Here is a 13,720-nt window from a genome sequence, read left to right on the forward strand (position 1 = left end):
ATACGGGATCATTGGAGTGATAACATGAGCAAATCCAAAAAGGGCGGCACGGGTCGCGGTACGGGCAAAAAAGGCTGGAACCGTTGGCAAGCCAGCGCCAATCGGGCCAAAAGTGCCCCGAAGCCTTATAAAAGCAAAGGCACGAAGCGGAAGAACGAGGCCGGGGAGGCCGGAGGAACGACCGAGCGATAGAAAGCTGATACGTACCCCACATCAGAATAGTTAAAAAAGAGATCTGACTGGATTCCAGGCAGATCTCCTTTTATTTAATGTTGTTTAATGTCAAGTTCCTTATAAGTTTTTGTGTAGTTTTTGTAGTCCGCTTTAACACGCTCAAACCTGCTCGCAGGTGTATAAAAATAAATTTCGATAAAGTGGTCGGACGTTTCAAGAAACGTATCCAATTGTCCGATTTTGCGATTGTTTACTTCTTTATAGTACTCAATTTGGATTCCCTTTAATCCGTTGATCGTGACTGCTGCCGGTTTCGGTAGGGGATCAGATCCGGCTAGGCTATCAAGCAAGGGTTCATAAAAATCCTTTAGCTTTGTTTGCGAGTCAAATTCGTTTTTGGAATTACGGAAGATGACCAAATAATCTTGATTGGCCCCATTGCTTACCTCCAAGACGGACTCGGGATTTATTTTTTGTTTGTTTATTTTCCAATTGGAAGGTAATCGGATTTCGAAAGGCGAGAACATTCCTCCATTGCCATGAGGAGACAAATAGGGAGAAGAACTCATGATATCCGCGTTTGCTGGGTTATCGTTCATAATGCGAACGCTCTGAACCGCTTTTTCGAACAGCTTAGTATCCGAGGAATTAAGCGGAGACTTGGACGAGTATGAGACAATATTAAAGTGCTGTTCGCTTTCGAAAATGACGTAGATGTTTCCGAATACGGACCGGCCATTATCAATGTTGGCTTTCTTATAATATGCTTGATGCTCATTGATCTTCATGTTGCCCTTATCAATTTCATACTCTTTTGCATTCATGGATTCCTGTGTTTTATGTATGTTTTTTTCATATGTAGCTACATAATCTTGAAGTGAGGTGTCTGACGCGTAATCCGCGCGGTTCTTTCGATCAATGCGGAGTATTTTGGACTTATCGGCTGGAATGGCCTTTAGTAACGAGGGACTTTTGTAATCCGTATCGGTTCTCCAATCTGTAGGCAACGTGATGCTTACTTCCTCATACATCGAAAAAAGTGCATGCTCGGTAAAGGCCTTATCGCTACTGCCAGGCATGGTTGAGCAGCTGGTCAGGACGATCATGATAAATAGGATCAATGTTATTTGAATGGTTCGGTTATGAGACGACACGTCCGAAATCCTCCTTCTCCATTTTTCTTCAGATGATTCCTTAAGGTAAAGGGTTATTTTACCATTTAGAGAAAGGAAAGAGTATACATCTTAAGTATTACATTACACGTTTCTATTAGTTAGAAATTGTATAAATATGAAAAAATAATTACATAACTATGAATAACGTTGAAATGATTTGGAGAATGTTGTTAATCTTGTGCATTGGATATTAATGTTGAAAAAAATCCTCATAAAAATAAAACCGGGCTATTCGGAAGCTGTGATACAATAGGTGGGGTCTATATTAGAGACGGTCACACGCAAAAGGTATGAGGAGGAACAGGCACACAATGAACGCAGCCCCGTTTATTGCCGTGGAGGGTCCGATCGGAGCGGGGAAAACAACGTTGGCAACGATGCTTTCCCAAGAGTTCAACCTTCCATTGGTCAAGGAAATCGTAGAGGAGAATCCGTTTTTGGCTTCCTTCTATCAAAATATCGATGAGTGGAGTTTTCAGCTGGAAATGTTTTTCCTGTGCAACCGGGTCAAGCAATTGGAAGATACGGGCCTTCAATATATTGCCCAGCAAAAACCCGTTATTTCGGATTATCATATCTATAAAAACATGATCTTTGCGAGTCGGACGCTGAAGGGTCCGAAACGGGACAAGTATCGGCAAATCTATCATTTGCTGACCGATGACTTGCCGAAGCCCAATGTCGTCATTTACATCGAAGCTGAGCTGGACACGCTCATGTACCGCATTAACAAACGAGGCCGTTCTTTCGAACAGGACATGGACCCTGCATATATGGAGCAATTGATCGCGGATTACAAAACAGGCATGGCTGCGCTCGCGGCACAGCCCAACCCTCCGGCCATTCTGAAGGTAGATGCGGAGCAGCTGGATTTCGTGGAATACCCTGAACACTTCAGGCAGATCGTCAATCAGGTAAAGGAGTATATCATATGAATAAATACGGCATTCCGGCGAATGCGTTGATCACCGTGGCAGGCACGGTCGGCGTGGGCAAGTCCACATTGACCGCTGCCCTGGCCGAGCGGCTGAATTTCAAAACCTCCCTGGAACAGGTCGACCATAACCCGTACCTGGAGAAGTTTTATCACGATTTCGAACGATGGAGTTTCCATCTGCAAATCTATTTTTTGGCTGAACGTTTCAAGGAGCAGAAGAAAATTTTTGAACTTGGCGGCGGTTTCGTACAGGATCGTTCCATTTACGAGGACACCGGCATTTTTGCGAAAATGCATGCCGATCAGGGCACGATGTCTGCCACGGATTTCGAAACCTATAGCAGTTTGTTCGAAGCAATGGTGATGACGCCGTATTTCCCGCATCCGGATGTGCTGATCTATTTGGAAGGCAGCTTGCCATCGATCCTGAACCGGATTCAGATCCGCGGGAGAGAGATGGAAATTCAGACGGACCGTTCCTACTGGGAGCACATGCATGAACGCTACTCCGTATGGATCGACCAGTTCACGGCTTGCCCCGTGCTGCGCCTGAACATCGACGAATACGACGTGCACGACCCGGCCTCGCTGGACGATATTTTGAAACAGATTGCATCGGTCATTCAGCTGTCCCAAGCCACCAAAGCCTGATTGATTTCTCATCGTACGGAATGAAACCTCTTGCTCTACGTTGATGACACGTTATGCGTGGATTCGCGAAAGGCAGGAGGTTTTTTGTCGTTTAAGCTAGGCCTATAGATTTATATAGCTAGAAAAATGTTGAATTAAAGGATATCATGTGTTTTTATGTAAGAGGTGAATTCTGGAATTTTTATTAGTTTAGGAGGAGTTAAGGAAAGTGGAGAGTGAAAAAAGAATCAGCATTGTTTTACCCATCGTGGGCGCATTGATTGCAGCCATTCTGGGCGGAGCGTTATGGGCTGTCATAGCCGCGCAAACGGAAAAGGAAATCGGTTTAATTGCGATCGTGATCGGAGCGATGGCGGGATATGCCGTCGTGTTGTTCTCCAACAAACGAATTGCGACGATTCATAAGATCATTGCGGTCGTTTTTTCGCTCGTGGGCATTTTGCTCGGGAAATATTTCACCGCAACGTATTTCACCGCCGAGCTGTTCAACGATACAAGCGTGATGGATCTGGTGTTTACGGGTGAAATGATCTCCGCGTTCGCCGAAAACATTCAGGAGTATTTCAGTGATCCGCTGGATGCACTATTCATTTTGCTGGCCGTGGTATCGGCTTGGCGAATTCCGGGCCGTATGGCCAAAACGAGCTTGGCGTCGGAAGCATCTTCGGGGGAGGCGCCGAGAGCGTAACGTTTTCTACGGCAAGTCTATAGCTAGCGAGATAGGTATATGACGGAAGCGTATCTTCGGGGAATTTTTTGGTTGGCTATATAAAACGCAAAAAACCTATACACGTTAACGGAGAGGCAGAAGCAACCTGGACAGCGAAGCGTTCTAAAAGCTTTCTGAAGAAAAGCTGCAGCGGTGGGATTACAGCGATTGGAAGATGGTACTGCACTCGCGGTGGCCTTGTGTGATGGATTAGTGCGGTTTATATCGTTGGATAACGAAGGGATCACAAACCGGAGCGAATGGCGCATTCACCAGCGTTGTTTGCATTGCGGCCGGGAGTGTGAGACGAAGTTATGCTCGAAATGGCCTATATCATTAAACCAGTTCCGTAAATGGACGAAGAATACTGCAAAAAGGAGTGAATGGCACGGTGGAAGCACTACCGTGTGAATTCACTCCTTTTTCATCTCTAACGAATCTCAGGCACCTTATATGGCCGGAAAACGTGACTCCACGCGGCTAACGAACCTCAGACACGCTAATATGGGCAAAATGAAGTCTAAGCATATCATATCGGGCAAATAGCGTGTGCAGGGTTCGTTAGAGCACGGCAGCGGCCTAAATTGGCCAAATAGGGTGTGTCAGGTTCGTTACATTTCGGTGTACATGGGAATCCCCGAAAAGCGCGATGAAAAGCAGACGAAAGCATGATAAAAGGCATGGTTAATAGTACGACGAAAATGATGAGGACGTCCGCCGTTTGAGTCAACAGCCTGGGCCGGCAAAGGTGCATCGAAACGTTTCCGCGAACGAATCCTTTTCCTGCCTCTGTCCAGGCGCTGCCTTCAGCTTCACGAGCATCAATTTCCGCGACAGCTAGGGAGCGGGATCAAGCGAATGGACTTGGGTTGCGTCGACCAGCTTGCTCAACTTCAGGATCTGCTGCCATAGGCTATCGAGCAGCAGACTGTGGTACAGGTTGTAGGCCAGTAGGTTGGATGCCTATGGAGTCACCCGGTCGGCATACGCGGCCATCGCGTCACGCATAAATACGGCCAGCCCTTCGCCGAATTTGTCGATATTGCGGGTAAAACGCTCGTCGTCCACGTACATTTGTCCCAATCCGCGGAAAGCCTCCGGCGAATAACTTCCCATTTCGTTCAGGAAATCGTACCAAGCGGCAATCGCGGTTTGTGCTTCCTCGGAAGAAGGTGCCAGATGGCGTAATGCTGCGAGGTTGCGGTAAATTTCATTCATTCGCTCGCCCAGAGCCTGCTGCTCTTGCGGAGACTGTTGGCCCAAGCGGGCATGCGCCTGGTCTACTGCTTCATTTCCCCAGCGCTGCCGGGCCTCCTGTTCATATGGGTTCCGGCTGAAATCAAAGCCTTCGAATTGTTCTTTGGCCGTCATGTGAATCTCTCCTTTCCAGTGTTGAACGGTTTTATCGATCGTGGCTATCATACGATCGATCCGGTCCCGTCTTTCCAGTAAAATGCGGCGGTGCATTTGAAACGCTTCCTCCCGATCGAAGGAAGGGTCGCTCAGGATATCCTTGATTTCTTTTAAAGAAAAGTCGAGCTCCTTGAAAAACAAAATTTGCTGCAGCTTTTCCAGATTGGCGTCCGAGTACAGACGATATCCGGATGAAGTGGTTTCGTCCGGAGTCAGCAGCCCGATCTCGTCATAGTGATGCAGCGTGCGCACGCTGATTCCGACGAGCTCGGAGACCTCCTTTACTTTCATGGCCATGAAATCCAACCTCCTTACACCACCGATTGTACAGGGTCACGTTACGTGAGAGTCAACAGGGAAAAAAATGTTCCAGCGAAGCACTTTCAGCCATAAATTTTGGTTTATGGGTGTATCGCCGAAGCATTCGCGGTGAGCAGCCGCGCCAAACCGAAAGCAAGCTTGAGTGTATAACCCGGCAATCACCCGGGCCTTGGTGCGCGGGGTCTCATGATGTATGGGGATGCGCGTGTGCGCGGCTATGCCTGCATCCCGCGCACCACAGCCGCCAGCTCCGCAGCGGCTGCGCGCACGTCGGCCGCGCCTGCGACGGCGGAGATGACGGCCACGCCGTCAGCCCCCGCCGCCATGACGTCGGCCGCGGTATCGGCTGCAATGCCGCCGATACCGACCAGCGGAACCGCGATGCCTGCGGCGCGCAGTTCCGCAATCCCGGCGGGGCCCAGCACGGCATGGGCATCCGCCTTCGAGCGCGTCGGGTACATCGGCCCGACGCCAAGGTAGTCGGCGCCCGCCTGCACGGCACGGCGCGCCTCGGTCACGGAGTGGGCGGATACGCCAAGCATCCGCCCGGGTCCGATGCGGGCGCGCACCAGCGCCGCGTCCGCATCGTCCTGGCCGACGTGCACGCCGTCGGCCTGCAGGGCCACGGCCAGCTCCAGGTCATCGTTCACGATGAACGGGATGCTATGCTGGCCGCACACCTCGCGCAGGCGCTCCGCAAGTGCGATGCGCGCCGTGCCCGTCAGGGCGCCAGTTCCTTTCTCGCGGAACTGGAACAGCGTGATGCCGCCAGCAATAGCCTGGCGCAACACCTCAACCGGGTCATGGGTCGCATTCACACTGCCCATGACCAGATACAGCCGCATGGCGCGGCGCACCCTTTCCATGTCCAATCGTTCCATTACAACGCACCCCGCAATCTGCGCCCATACGCAAAATGGTTCGTCGGCCCATGGCCTGCACCGATGCCAAGCTCATCTTCAATCGCCGCCTGAATGAAAACGCGAGCCGTTTCCACCGCTTCAGGCACCGCCGATCCTTTCGCCAATTCAGCCGCAATCGCCGCCGAGAAGGTGCAGCCCGTACCATGGGTATGACGCGTCAGAACGCGTGGGTTCTCGAAATAATGAAAGGAATGTCCATCATACAGCACATCCACGACGGAGCCGTGATCGCCTGCATGGCCGCCTTTGATCAAGACGTAGGCAGAGCCCATCTGCACGATGCGCCGTGCCGCTTCTTCCCGCGAAGCCAAACCGCCAATGGACATGCCTGCGAGCAGCTCGGCCTCCGGAATGTTGGGCGTGGTTACCAACGCAAGCGGCAACAAATCCGAAATGAGCGTCTGCACCGCTTGCTGCTGGAGCAGGGGGGCACCGCCCTTGGCGACCATGACCGGATCGATGACCAGTTTGGGCCAGCGATACGTCCGGCATTTTTCCGCGACAATCCGGATTAGGTCCGCGCTGAACAACATGCCGGTCTTGACGGCGCCTGGATAGAGGTCGGTTCCGATCGAGTCGAGCTGCGCGGCCACGCCTTCGTTCGGAACAGCGAAAACACCTTGTACACCGAGGGTGTTCTGCGCAGTGATGGCGGTGATTGCACTCATGCCGTACACGCCGAGCTCCTGAAAAGTTTTCAGGTCGGCTTGAATGCCCGCGCCGCCGCCGCTGTCCGAACCGGCAATCGTGAGAGCTTGCGGGATCGTCATCGTGCACCTCCGGCAGCTTGCCGAATTTGCGACCGTTCTGTCACCAGTGCCGGCGTGACTTGTGCCAGTTGGTTCAGCAGCTCGATTTGGAAGCTGCCGGGACCTTGTTGTGCCGTTCGTTCTGCCGCTTGTTCGGCGGCTATGCCGTAGAAGGCCAGCGCTTCGGCAATGCTGTCTAATCGTTCGCGCCCAGGCTCCGCAATCGCGGCAAACGCCCCGATGACCGAACTCAGCAGGCACCCGGCTCCGGTGACACGGGTGAGCAGGGCATGGCCATTGCCGATCACGTACGTGGTTTCGCCGTCGGACACCACGTCTTCCTGACCGGTTACGGCTGCGATGCAGCCGAGCTGCTTAGCGGCACGCTCCGCAATGTGGATGCGGTCGCCTTTACCGTGTCCTGCATCCACGCCTTTAATCTCCCAGTTCTCCCCGATGACGTTGGCCACCTCGGCGACATTGCCGCGCAGCACGGTTAGCTGCAGTTCATGGACAAGCTTGCGTGCCGTTTCGGTGCGATAGGCCGTGGCTCCTGCGCCAACCGGGTCGAACACGATGGGCACGCTGTGGGTATTGGCTGCGCGTCCGGCAAGACGAATCGACGTCACGACGTCCTCATTCAACGTACCGATGTTAAGCACGACGGCTCCGGCCATTTTGGCAACGTCGGCGACCTCTTCATGAGCGTAGGCCATGAAAGGAGAGGCGCCCAATGCAAGCAGGCCGTTGGCGGTAAAAGGAGCTACGACAATGTTGGTAATGTTGTGGACCAACGGATTTTGGGTACGAACGCGTTCCAAATAGGACATATGTGAATGCCTCCTCATCAAGAATAGGTATTTCTGCGCGCTGGTTTCCGGATCGCAGGAAGATCAGTGAAGGGATGACTGGAAATAAATTCTGTCGCGGTGTGTTCGGCAACAACGATCGCATTGCGCGTTCTGGCATCTGCCCAATCGCCCGATGCGGCCCGTGACAAACAAAGCCCCTCCCATTTCCAAGGAAACGGGAGGGGCTTTTCAACGCAAATAGGGATACATGTCTAACGCAAGCCATACCCCTTGCATAATGTATTAATTGGTAAAGTCCGCTCCACTTCCCTACGCTGGTATGATCCAGATCAGGTTCAAAGGGTCCGAAAATCATTCGTCTCAGCCGTGAGGCTCCCCTAGTGACTGTTTGCAGCTTATGCAGTTGTGCATTCAGCATACCTCACAAGTGCGGATGGTGTAAATAGGACCCGGAGGGGCGAGATCCTTTCCGGCTGGAGCTGGAGAAATCCGTAAGTCGATTTACCTTGCTTGCGGAACCCGATATAATAATAAAGGCGCATTTTGGCCGCATCACGAATGAAGTCGGGAAGGGACTCATCCCCCTGACTGGAATGGGGACCACGCATTGAAAACGTTCAAAAAGGTTTATATAGAGATCACGAGCATTTGCAACCTGGCCTGCAGCTTCTGTCCGCAGACGAAGCGAGCCAAAGGATTTATTGATCCGGAAACGTTCAGCATGGTGCTGGATCAGATCAAGCCGCATTCAAGTTACATCTATCTGCATGTCAAAGGCGAACCGCTGCTTCATCCCAAAATCGATTTGCTGCTGGACATCGCCCATGAGAAGGGTTTCAAAGTGAATATTACGACGAACGGAACGTTGCTGCCGAAGACGAGACACAAGCTGCTCGGCAAGCCGGCGCTGCGCCAGATGAACTTTTCCCTGCACAGCTTCGACGGGCATGAGGGCTCCAAAGATCGCGAAGGGTACCTGAGCAACATCTTTTCGTTTGTGCATGAAGCGACGAAGCATAACGTCATCGTGTCGTTCAGATTGTGGAATTTGACGCAGGACAATTTCACGAATGCCCAGAAGCAGCGCAACCGCGAAACGCTCGATCACTTGGAGCGAGAATTCAATCTGGATTATAAAATCGAGGAAAAGGTCGTACCGGGCAGCGGCGTCAAAATCGCGCCGAACGTGTACCTGAACCAGGACCATGAATTTCAGTGGCCAAGCCTGGATGCGCCGGAGGATGACGGTAAAGGATTTTGCCATGCGTTGCGCACGCAAGCCGCGGTGCTTGTGGATGGAACGGTGGTTCCGTGCTGCCTGGACGGCGAAGGCGTCATTAATTTGGGGAACGTGCATGAACGTTCCTTCTCGGAGATTGTGGAAGGCGAGCGCGCCAACAATCTGTTCTATGGTTTTTCGAGACGCGAAGCGGTGGAGGAGCTTTGCCGCAAATGCGGATACCGCCAGCGGTTCGGTGCGTAGGATTGGATTTTGAATAAAAAGACGGGGACGGCTTGATTTCAAGTCGGCCCTTGTTGTCTTTCATCTGAAGGAAAATAAGGTAATTCCAGCACACCGAGAGTTAACAACGGCAGATGCGATGTTCGGAACGGGTACGGATAGGTCTCATTTTCTCAGAGCTGGCGTGAATGTCGGAGAGATGTGAACTACGGATTATTCTTGGAACGTTCCTTTCCTGATAGGATGAGGTTGCGGCCAGGACAAGCGGAGCTGTGCATCTGCGAGGCTTGCCGACAAACCGCCCGTAATGGGAAAATCCGATCGCCAAGGAGGAATTCATGATGAAAAAAATGTTGACCGTACTTTTGTCCGCCGGTTTGGCTGCCTCATTGTTTGCTGTGATTCCCGCAGCGGCAGCGCCCGAAATCGTCAAAACGACGATTATCGTCAAAAAAGGCGAAACGTACGACGGCAAGGGGAAAAGCGTGGCTGCCGATCCGAACACGTTGGGAGACGGAAGCCAGGCTGAGAACCAGAAGCCCATTTTCAGGCTTGAAGCAGGCGCAACCTTGAAAAACGTAGTCATTGAAGCTCCTGCTGCCGACGGCGTTCATTGTTATGGCAGCTGCAATATCGAAAACGTGACCTGGAAGGATGTCGGCGAGGACGCCCTAACCTTGAAATCCTCCGGCACCGTTAACATAACGGGCGGAGCGGCGTATAAGGCGTACGACAAAGTATTTCAGATGAATGCCTCGGGAACGATCAACATCAAAAATTTCAGGGCAGACGACATCGGCAAACTGGTGCGCCAAAACGGAGGCACCTCTTATCAGGTTACGATGAGTGTGGACAACTCCAACATCTCCAACGTCAAGGATTCGATTCTGCGCACGGACAGCAGCTCGACCGTCGGCAAAATCACCAATACGCGGTATTCCAAGGTGCCTACGCTCTTCAAAGGGTTCGCCTCCGGCAAAACGAGCCAATCGGGCAATACGCAATACTGAATCATCAGCGACGCGATTGCCAGAGAGTCATCTCTAATGTTCAAGAGTCTTGCCTGACCTTTGCGCCAACGATCGCGGATTCTACCGAAGGCATTCCTGTGATGGGGATGCCTTCACTATCGCTCGTGCATAAAAGGGAATGATTCGGGATTGCCACAAATACCCTTCTGTTGTACAGTATAACCATTGAAATAACGAAAGCCGGGAGCTCAATGAAGTTGGGCTGAGAGGGTGGCCTTGTGCCGCTGACCGTATCTGATCTGGGTAATGCCAGCGTAGAGAACCATTCGATCCATGATGGGGAAAATAAACACGCAATTCGTGCACACAACGTCTCATGAATTCGGCAGCATATCCTTTGCCTTATTCCTGAATGGGATAAGTGTGGGTTGTCCTGTTTATGTGCCATTTTCCGCCCATGTTTCGTCAACTGTACGCATGGCCTGCCCGATATCGGGGAGGCTTTTTTGTTATTTTCAAACTACTGATGATAAGAGAAGGGGAGTAGAGAAAATGGTAAATGCGGGGAGCAGCAGCAAATTAAGATTAACGGATATTTTGGTCACGATCGTGATTGCGGTTGTATTCGGGGTGATCTACAAAATATGGGGACCGACCTATGATCTGATGAAACCGTTCGGCGTGCATGCCGAGCAGATGATCTACGGCATGTGGTTCATGGCGGGAACGTTTGCCTTTCTCGTCATTCGCAAGCCGGGCGTTGCCATTCTGGCCGAGGTTGCGGCCTCCACGGTCAGCGCTTTCCTCGGCAGCGAATGGGGCATGTCCACGCTTGTATACGGGCTGCTGCAAGGGCTGGGCGCGGAAATTTTCTTTGCGGCATTCCTGTATCGGAAAACGAATTTGCCCGTGACCTGCCTGGCCGCCATCGGGGCAGGACTTGCTTCGCTCATACTGGATTACCAATACGGGTACATCGAGTCCCTCTCGACTTGGAACTACACCCTGTTTATCGGGTTCCGCCTGATCGGCAGCGCCGTGATCGCAGGCGTATTTGCCTATTATTTGGCGAAGGCACTGGAGCTGACCGGCGTGACCCGTACGTTAAGACCTGCATCGAAGCAGGATTACGAGGCATTGGATTAAATGCACAGGCAAGAATGCGTGCGGGAAACCGGGCTAGCAGCGGGCATCGTGAACTTGAGATGCAAATTCCCCGGGGAACAAGGCCTGTTGTTTCAAGGGCTCTCTTTATCGGTGAGCCAAGGAGAGAAGGTGCTGCTGCTGGGAGCAAGCGGATCGGGAAAATCCACGTTGCTGCAAATATTGAGCGGAATCATTCCGCATGCGGTGGAGATGCCCATGAAGTGTGACGACATTCTGGTGCCAAAGCGGGCAGGCATCGTGTTCCAGGACCCGGATGCCCAGTTCTGCATGTCGCATACGGATGAGGAGATTGCATTCGTGCTGGAGAACCGGAACGTTCCTCGGGAGCAAATGGCAGCGCGGATCGGCCTTGCTTTGCAGCAGGTCGGGCTGGCCTTCGAGGGCCATCGTGCTCCGATCCAATCCCTGTCCCAGGGCATGAAGCAGCGGCTGGCCATTGCTTCGATTCTTGCGCTGGAACCGGACGTATTGTTCATGGACGAACCGACGGCGCTGTTGGACGGGGAAGGCACGTCGCAGGTCTGGGATACGGTGAAACGGATCGCCCATAACAAAACCTTGATCATCGTGGAACACAAAATCGACGAAATCGTGGACTGGGTCGATCGGATCGTCGTGCTGTCCCCCGAAGGGCAGATCGCCGCGGACGGTCCGGCAGCGCAAATATTTGCGGAGCAGCGGGATCTGCTCAGGTCATATGGCATTTGGTACCCGGGCGTATGGGAGGAACAGGGACAGCAGGCAGGGAGCGCGGCAGGGCCTGAACCTGCCGTGCGGCAACGACTTCACGAGGAACCTGTACTGGAGCTGCGCGACGTCATCGGATGGCGGGGCAGCACCGAGGTGATCCGGGTCAACAAGCTGGAAGTCCGCCCCGGCGATTGGATCGGCGTCGTTGGAGCCAACGGTGCCGGCAAAAGTTCGTTGCTGCTGTCCATGATGCATATTCTGAAAACGACGGGGGACTATCGCGTGATGGGGAAACCCGCCGGCACGACGCAGCAGCTGGCGGAACGGATGGCCTTTGTGTTTCAGAACCCGGAATTCCAGTTCGTGACGAACTCGGTTGTGGACGAAGTGGAATTTTCGCTGCTCGGTACCGCAATGTCACCTGCAGAGAGGCAAGCAAATACGCTGGGCATGCTGGAGGAATTCGGGCTTGCGGCATTGGCAGACCGCCATCCGTATCAATTGTCCATGGGGCAGAAACGGCGGCTGAGCGTAGCTTCTGCCCTCATACGCGGCCAGCGCATCCTGCTGCTGGATGAGCCGACGTTTGGGCAGGATGCCCGCAATACGTTCGCGATGCTGTCAAGGCTTGACGAACTTAGACGGAAAGGGACGGCCATCGTGATGGTGACCCATGACAGCGAAATCGTAAGCAGGTACTGTACCCGGACTTGGAAGGTTGATGGAGGGAGGGTCATGGATGCAGCTGTCTTTTCCCCATCGTGAGACATGGCTTCATCACGTCAATCCCGGGTTGAAGATGGTCGTGCTGACGCTGCTGTTCATATACGTCATTTTCATCCACAATTTAAACGTGATGGCGAATACGGCCGTGGCAATGCTGTTGCTTCTGATCTGGAGCGGCCATCCATGGCGCAGGCTGCTCTTGTATGCTTCGCCGTTCATCCTCGTGTTTATCTCCACGTCGACGGGCATGATGATGTTCGGGAAAGGAGAGACGACGTGGTTCCGGTATGGCCTGATCCATGTGACCGAAGAGAGCTTCTATCGCGGCATGCATCTCGGTTTCCGTTCGCTCTGCATGGCTGCTGCCGGATTGCTGTTCGGTTTGACGACCCGTCCCGTCCGGCTGTTCTATTCCCTGATGCAGCAGTGGAGGCTTCCGCCTAAATATGCCTACAGCTTCCTCGCGGCAATGCGCATGATCCCGATTCTGCTGGATGAATTCCAAACGCTGCGGTATGCGATTCGCATCCGCGGCATGGGTGGCCGACGATCGCGCTGGAACATCTACGGAACCCTGAAACGTTATGCGATTCCACTGCTGGCCCAGAGCATTCGCCGCGCCCAGCGGATGGCGGTGGCCATGCAGGCGAAGGGGTTCGCCGAAGGCGCAAGCCGGACGTATTATGTTCCGGTCGGGTACTCCCGGACAGACACCTGGTTTCTTTTGTACATGGTCATCTCGTTCCTGCTGGCTTATCTGGCTGGCGTGGGTTACCCTTATCAACCGGAAATGGTGGATGTAAGGTAGGTCGCAGGAATTCCGGCAATGCACGCTTAGAA

15 protein-coding genes and 2 riboswitches are annotated in these 13,720 nt (G+C 52.8%); of the genes, 9 read left to right on the forward strand and 6 right to left on the reverse strand.

The window, feature by feature from the left end:
- Nucleotides 1-24 precede the first annotated feature (24 nt).
- The gene (locus tag MKY59_RS04250; RefSeq protein ID WP_236420691.1) at nucleotides 25-192 is read left to right on the forward strand and encodes a DUF3934 family protein; all 168 of its coding nucleotides are present in this window, start codon (nucleotides 25-27) and stop codon (nucleotides 190-192) included.
- Nucleotides 193-266: 74 nt separating this feature from the next.
- Here MKY59_RS04250 and MKY59_RS04255 read toward each other — a convergent pair whose 3' ends face one another.
- The gene (locus MKY59_RS04255; protein ID WP_339276155.1) at nucleotides 267-1,328 is read right to left on the reverse strand and encodes a hypothetical protein; all 1,062 of its coding nucleotides are present in this window, start codon (nucleotides 1,326-1,328) and stop codon (nucleotides 267-269) included.
- Nucleotides 1,329-1,660: 332 nt separating this feature from the next.
- Between MKY59_RS04255 and MKY59_RS04260 the strand changes: the two genes are divergently transcribed.
- The 3 genes from MKY59_RS04260 to MKY59_RS04270 all read left to right on the forward strand — a co-directional run bounded on the left by MKY59_RS04260 (nucleotide 1,661) and on the right by MKY59_RS04270 (nucleotide 3,625).
- Entirely contained in the window at nucleotides 1,661-2,284 is a 624-nt protein-coding gene (locus tag MKY59_RS04260) for a deoxynucleoside kinase (protein WP_339276156.1), read from the forward strand.
- Nucleotides 2,281-2,937: a deoxynucleoside kinase gene (locus MKY59_RS04265; protein ID WP_339276157.1), complete on the forward strand. Its 657-nt coding sequence runs from the start codon at nucleotides 2,281-2,283 to the stop codon at nucleotides 2,935-2,937. The genes MKY59_RS04260 and MKY59_RS04265 overlap by 4 nt, the downstream gene beginning before the upstream one ends.
- Nucleotides 2,938-3,145: 208 nt before the next feature.
- On the forward strand, nucleotides 3,146-3,625 hold the full coding sequence (locus MKY59_RS04270) for a hypothetical protein (RefSeq protein WP_339276158.1): 480 nt from the start codon (nucleotides 3,146-3,148) through the stop codon (nucleotides 3,623-3,625).
- A 984-nt stretch (nucleotides 3,626-4,609) separates the two neighbouring features.
- On the opposite strand, the gene MKY59_RS04275 is transcribed toward MKY59_RS04270, so the two are convergent.
- From MKY59_RS04275 to MKY59_RS04295, 5 genes are all read right to left on the reverse strand, one after another.
- Nucleotides 4,610-5,356, reverse strand: a complete 747-nt coding sequence (locus tag MKY59_RS04275) for a MerR family transcriptional regulator (RefSeq protein ID WP_339276159.1) — start codon at nucleotides 5,354-5,356, stop codon at nucleotides 4,610-4,612.
- Between the two features lie 239 nt (nucleotides 5,357-5,595).
- Complete coding sequence (gene thiE / locus MKY59_RS04280) at nucleotides 5,596-6,261, reverse strand: thiamine phosphate synthase (RefSeq protein ID WP_339276160.1); 666 nt, start codon at nucleotides 6,259-6,261, stop codon at nucleotides 5,596-5,598.
- Nucleotides 6,261-7,073 (reverse strand): bifunctional hydroxymethylpyrimidine kinase/phosphomethylpyrimidine kinase, encoded by an 813-nt coding sequence (thiD, locus tag MKY59_RS04285; RefSeq protein WP_339276161.1) that lies wholly within the window; start codon nucleotides 7,071-7,073, stop codon nucleotides 6,261-6,263. Before thiD ends, thiE begins: the two co-directional genes overlap by 1 nt.
- Nucleotides 7,070-7,882, reverse strand: coding sequence for a hydroxyethylthiazole kinase (thiM, locus tag MKY59_RS04290; RefSeq protein WP_339276162.1), 813 nt, complete (start codon nucleotides 7,880-7,882; stop codon nucleotides 7,070-7,072). The genes thiD and thiM overlap by 4 nt, the downstream gene beginning before the upstream one ends.
- Before the next feature lie 17 nt (nucleotides 7,883-7,899).
- A complete protein-coding gene (locus MKY59_RS04295; protein WP_339276164.1) occupies nucleotides 7,900-8,052 on the reverse strand; it encodes a hypothetical protein in 153 nt (50 codons plus the stop codon).
- Between the two features lie 101 nt (nucleotides 8,053-8,153).
- A riboswitch (TPP riboswitch) is annotated at nucleotides 8,154-8,253 on the reverse strand.
- Between the two features lie 218 nt (nucleotides 8,254-8,471).
- Here MKY59_RS04295 and MKY59_RS04300 point away from each other — a divergent pair.
- The 5 genes from MKY59_RS04300 to MKY59_RS04320 all read left to right on the forward strand — a co-directional run bounded on the left by MKY59_RS04300 (nucleotide 8,472) and on the right by MKY59_RS04320 (nucleotide 13,688).
- Nucleotides 8,472-9,347: a radical SAM/SPASM domain-containing protein gene (locus tag MKY59_RS04300; protein ID WP_236420700.1), complete on the forward strand. Its 876-nt coding sequence runs from the start codon at nucleotides 8,472-8,474 to the stop codon at nucleotides 9,345-9,347.
- Between the two features lie 320 nt (nucleotides 9,348-9,667).
- A complete protein-coding gene (locus MKY59_RS04305) occupies nucleotides 9,668-10,336 on the forward strand; it encodes a pectate lyase (protein WP_339278320.1) in 669 nt (222 codons plus the stop codon).
- Between the two features lie 191 nt (nucleotides 10,337-10,527).
- Nucleotides 10,528-10,637: riboswitch (TPP riboswitch) on the forward strand.
- A gap of 212 nt (nucleotides 10,638-10,849) precedes the next feature.
- Nucleotides 10,850-11,443 carry an ECF transporter S component gene (locus tag MKY59_RS04310; protein ID WP_339276166.1) on the forward strand — a complete coding sequence of 198 codons (594 nt, stop codon included), beginning with the start codon at nucleotides 10,850-10,852 and terminating at the stop codon, nucleotides 11,441-11,443.
- Entirely contained in the window at nucleotides 11,444-12,919 is a 1,476-nt protein-coding gene (locus MKY59_RS04315; protein ID WP_339276168.1) for an ABC transporter ATP-binding protein, read from the forward strand.
- The gene (locus MKY59_RS04320) at nucleotides 12,894-13,688 is read left to right on the forward strand and encodes an energy-coupling factor transporter transmembrane component T (protein WP_339276170.1); all 795 of its coding nucleotides are present in this window, start codon (nucleotides 12,894-12,896) and stop codon (nucleotides 13,686-13,688) included. Before MKY59_RS04315 ends, MKY59_RS04320 begins: the two co-directional genes overlap by 26 nt.
- The last annotated feature ends 32 nt before the right edge of the window (nucleotides 13,689-13,720 follow it).

The sequence above is a fragment of the Paenibacillus sp. FSL W8-0426 genome (assembly GCF_037969725.1).
Taxonomy (GTDB): Bacteria; Bacillota; Bacilli; order Paenibacillales; family Paenibacillaceae; genus Paenibacillus; species Paenibacillus hubeiensis.

Bases quoted from the DNA above. Each gene is read 5' to 3' on its own strand.
- MKY59_RS04260 (WP_339276156.1), top strand. From the start codon at position 1,661: ATGAACGCAGCCCCGTTTATTGCCGTGGAGGGTCCGATCGGAGCGGGG.
- thiE (WP_339276160.1), bottom strand. From the start codon at position 6,261: ATGGAACGATTGGACATGGAAAGGGTGCGCCGCGCCATGCGGCTGTAT.
- MKY59_RS04310 (WP_339276166.1), top strand. From the start codon at position 10,850: ATGGTAAATGCGGGGAGCAGCAGCAAATTAAGATTAACGGATATTTTG.
- MKY59_RS04305 (WP_339278320.1), top strand. From the start codon at position 9,668: ATGAAAAAAATGTTGACCGTACTTTTGTCCGCCGGTTTGGCTGCCTCA.
- MKY59_RS04275 (WP_339276159.1), bottom strand. From the start codon at position 5,356: ATGGCCATGAAAGTAAAGGAGGTCTCCGAGCTCGTCGGAATCAGCGTG.
- MKY59_RS04320 (WP_339276170.1), top strand. From the start codon at position 12,894: ATGCAGCTGTCTTTTCCCCATCGTGAGACATGGCTTCATCACGTCAAT.
- thiM (WP_339276162.1), bottom strand. From the start codon at position 7,882: ATGTCCTATTTGGAACGCGTTCGTACCCAAAATCCGTTGGTCCACAAC.
- MKY59_RS04250 (WP_236420691.1), top strand. From the start codon at position 25: ATGAGCAAATCCAAAAAGGGCGGCACGGGTCGCGGTACGGGCAAAAAA.
- MKY59_RS04265 (WP_339276157.1), top strand. From the start codon at position 2,281: ATGAATAAATACGGCATTCCGGCGAATGCGTTGATCACCGTGGCAGGC.
- MKY59_RS04315 (WP_339276168.1), top strand. From the start codon at position 11,444: ATGCACAGGCAAGAATGCGTGCGGGAAACCGGGCTAGCAGCGGGCATC.
- thiD (WP_339276161.1), bottom strand. From the start codon at position 7,073: ATGACGATCCCGCAAGCTCTCACGATTGCCGGTTCGGACAGCGGCGGC.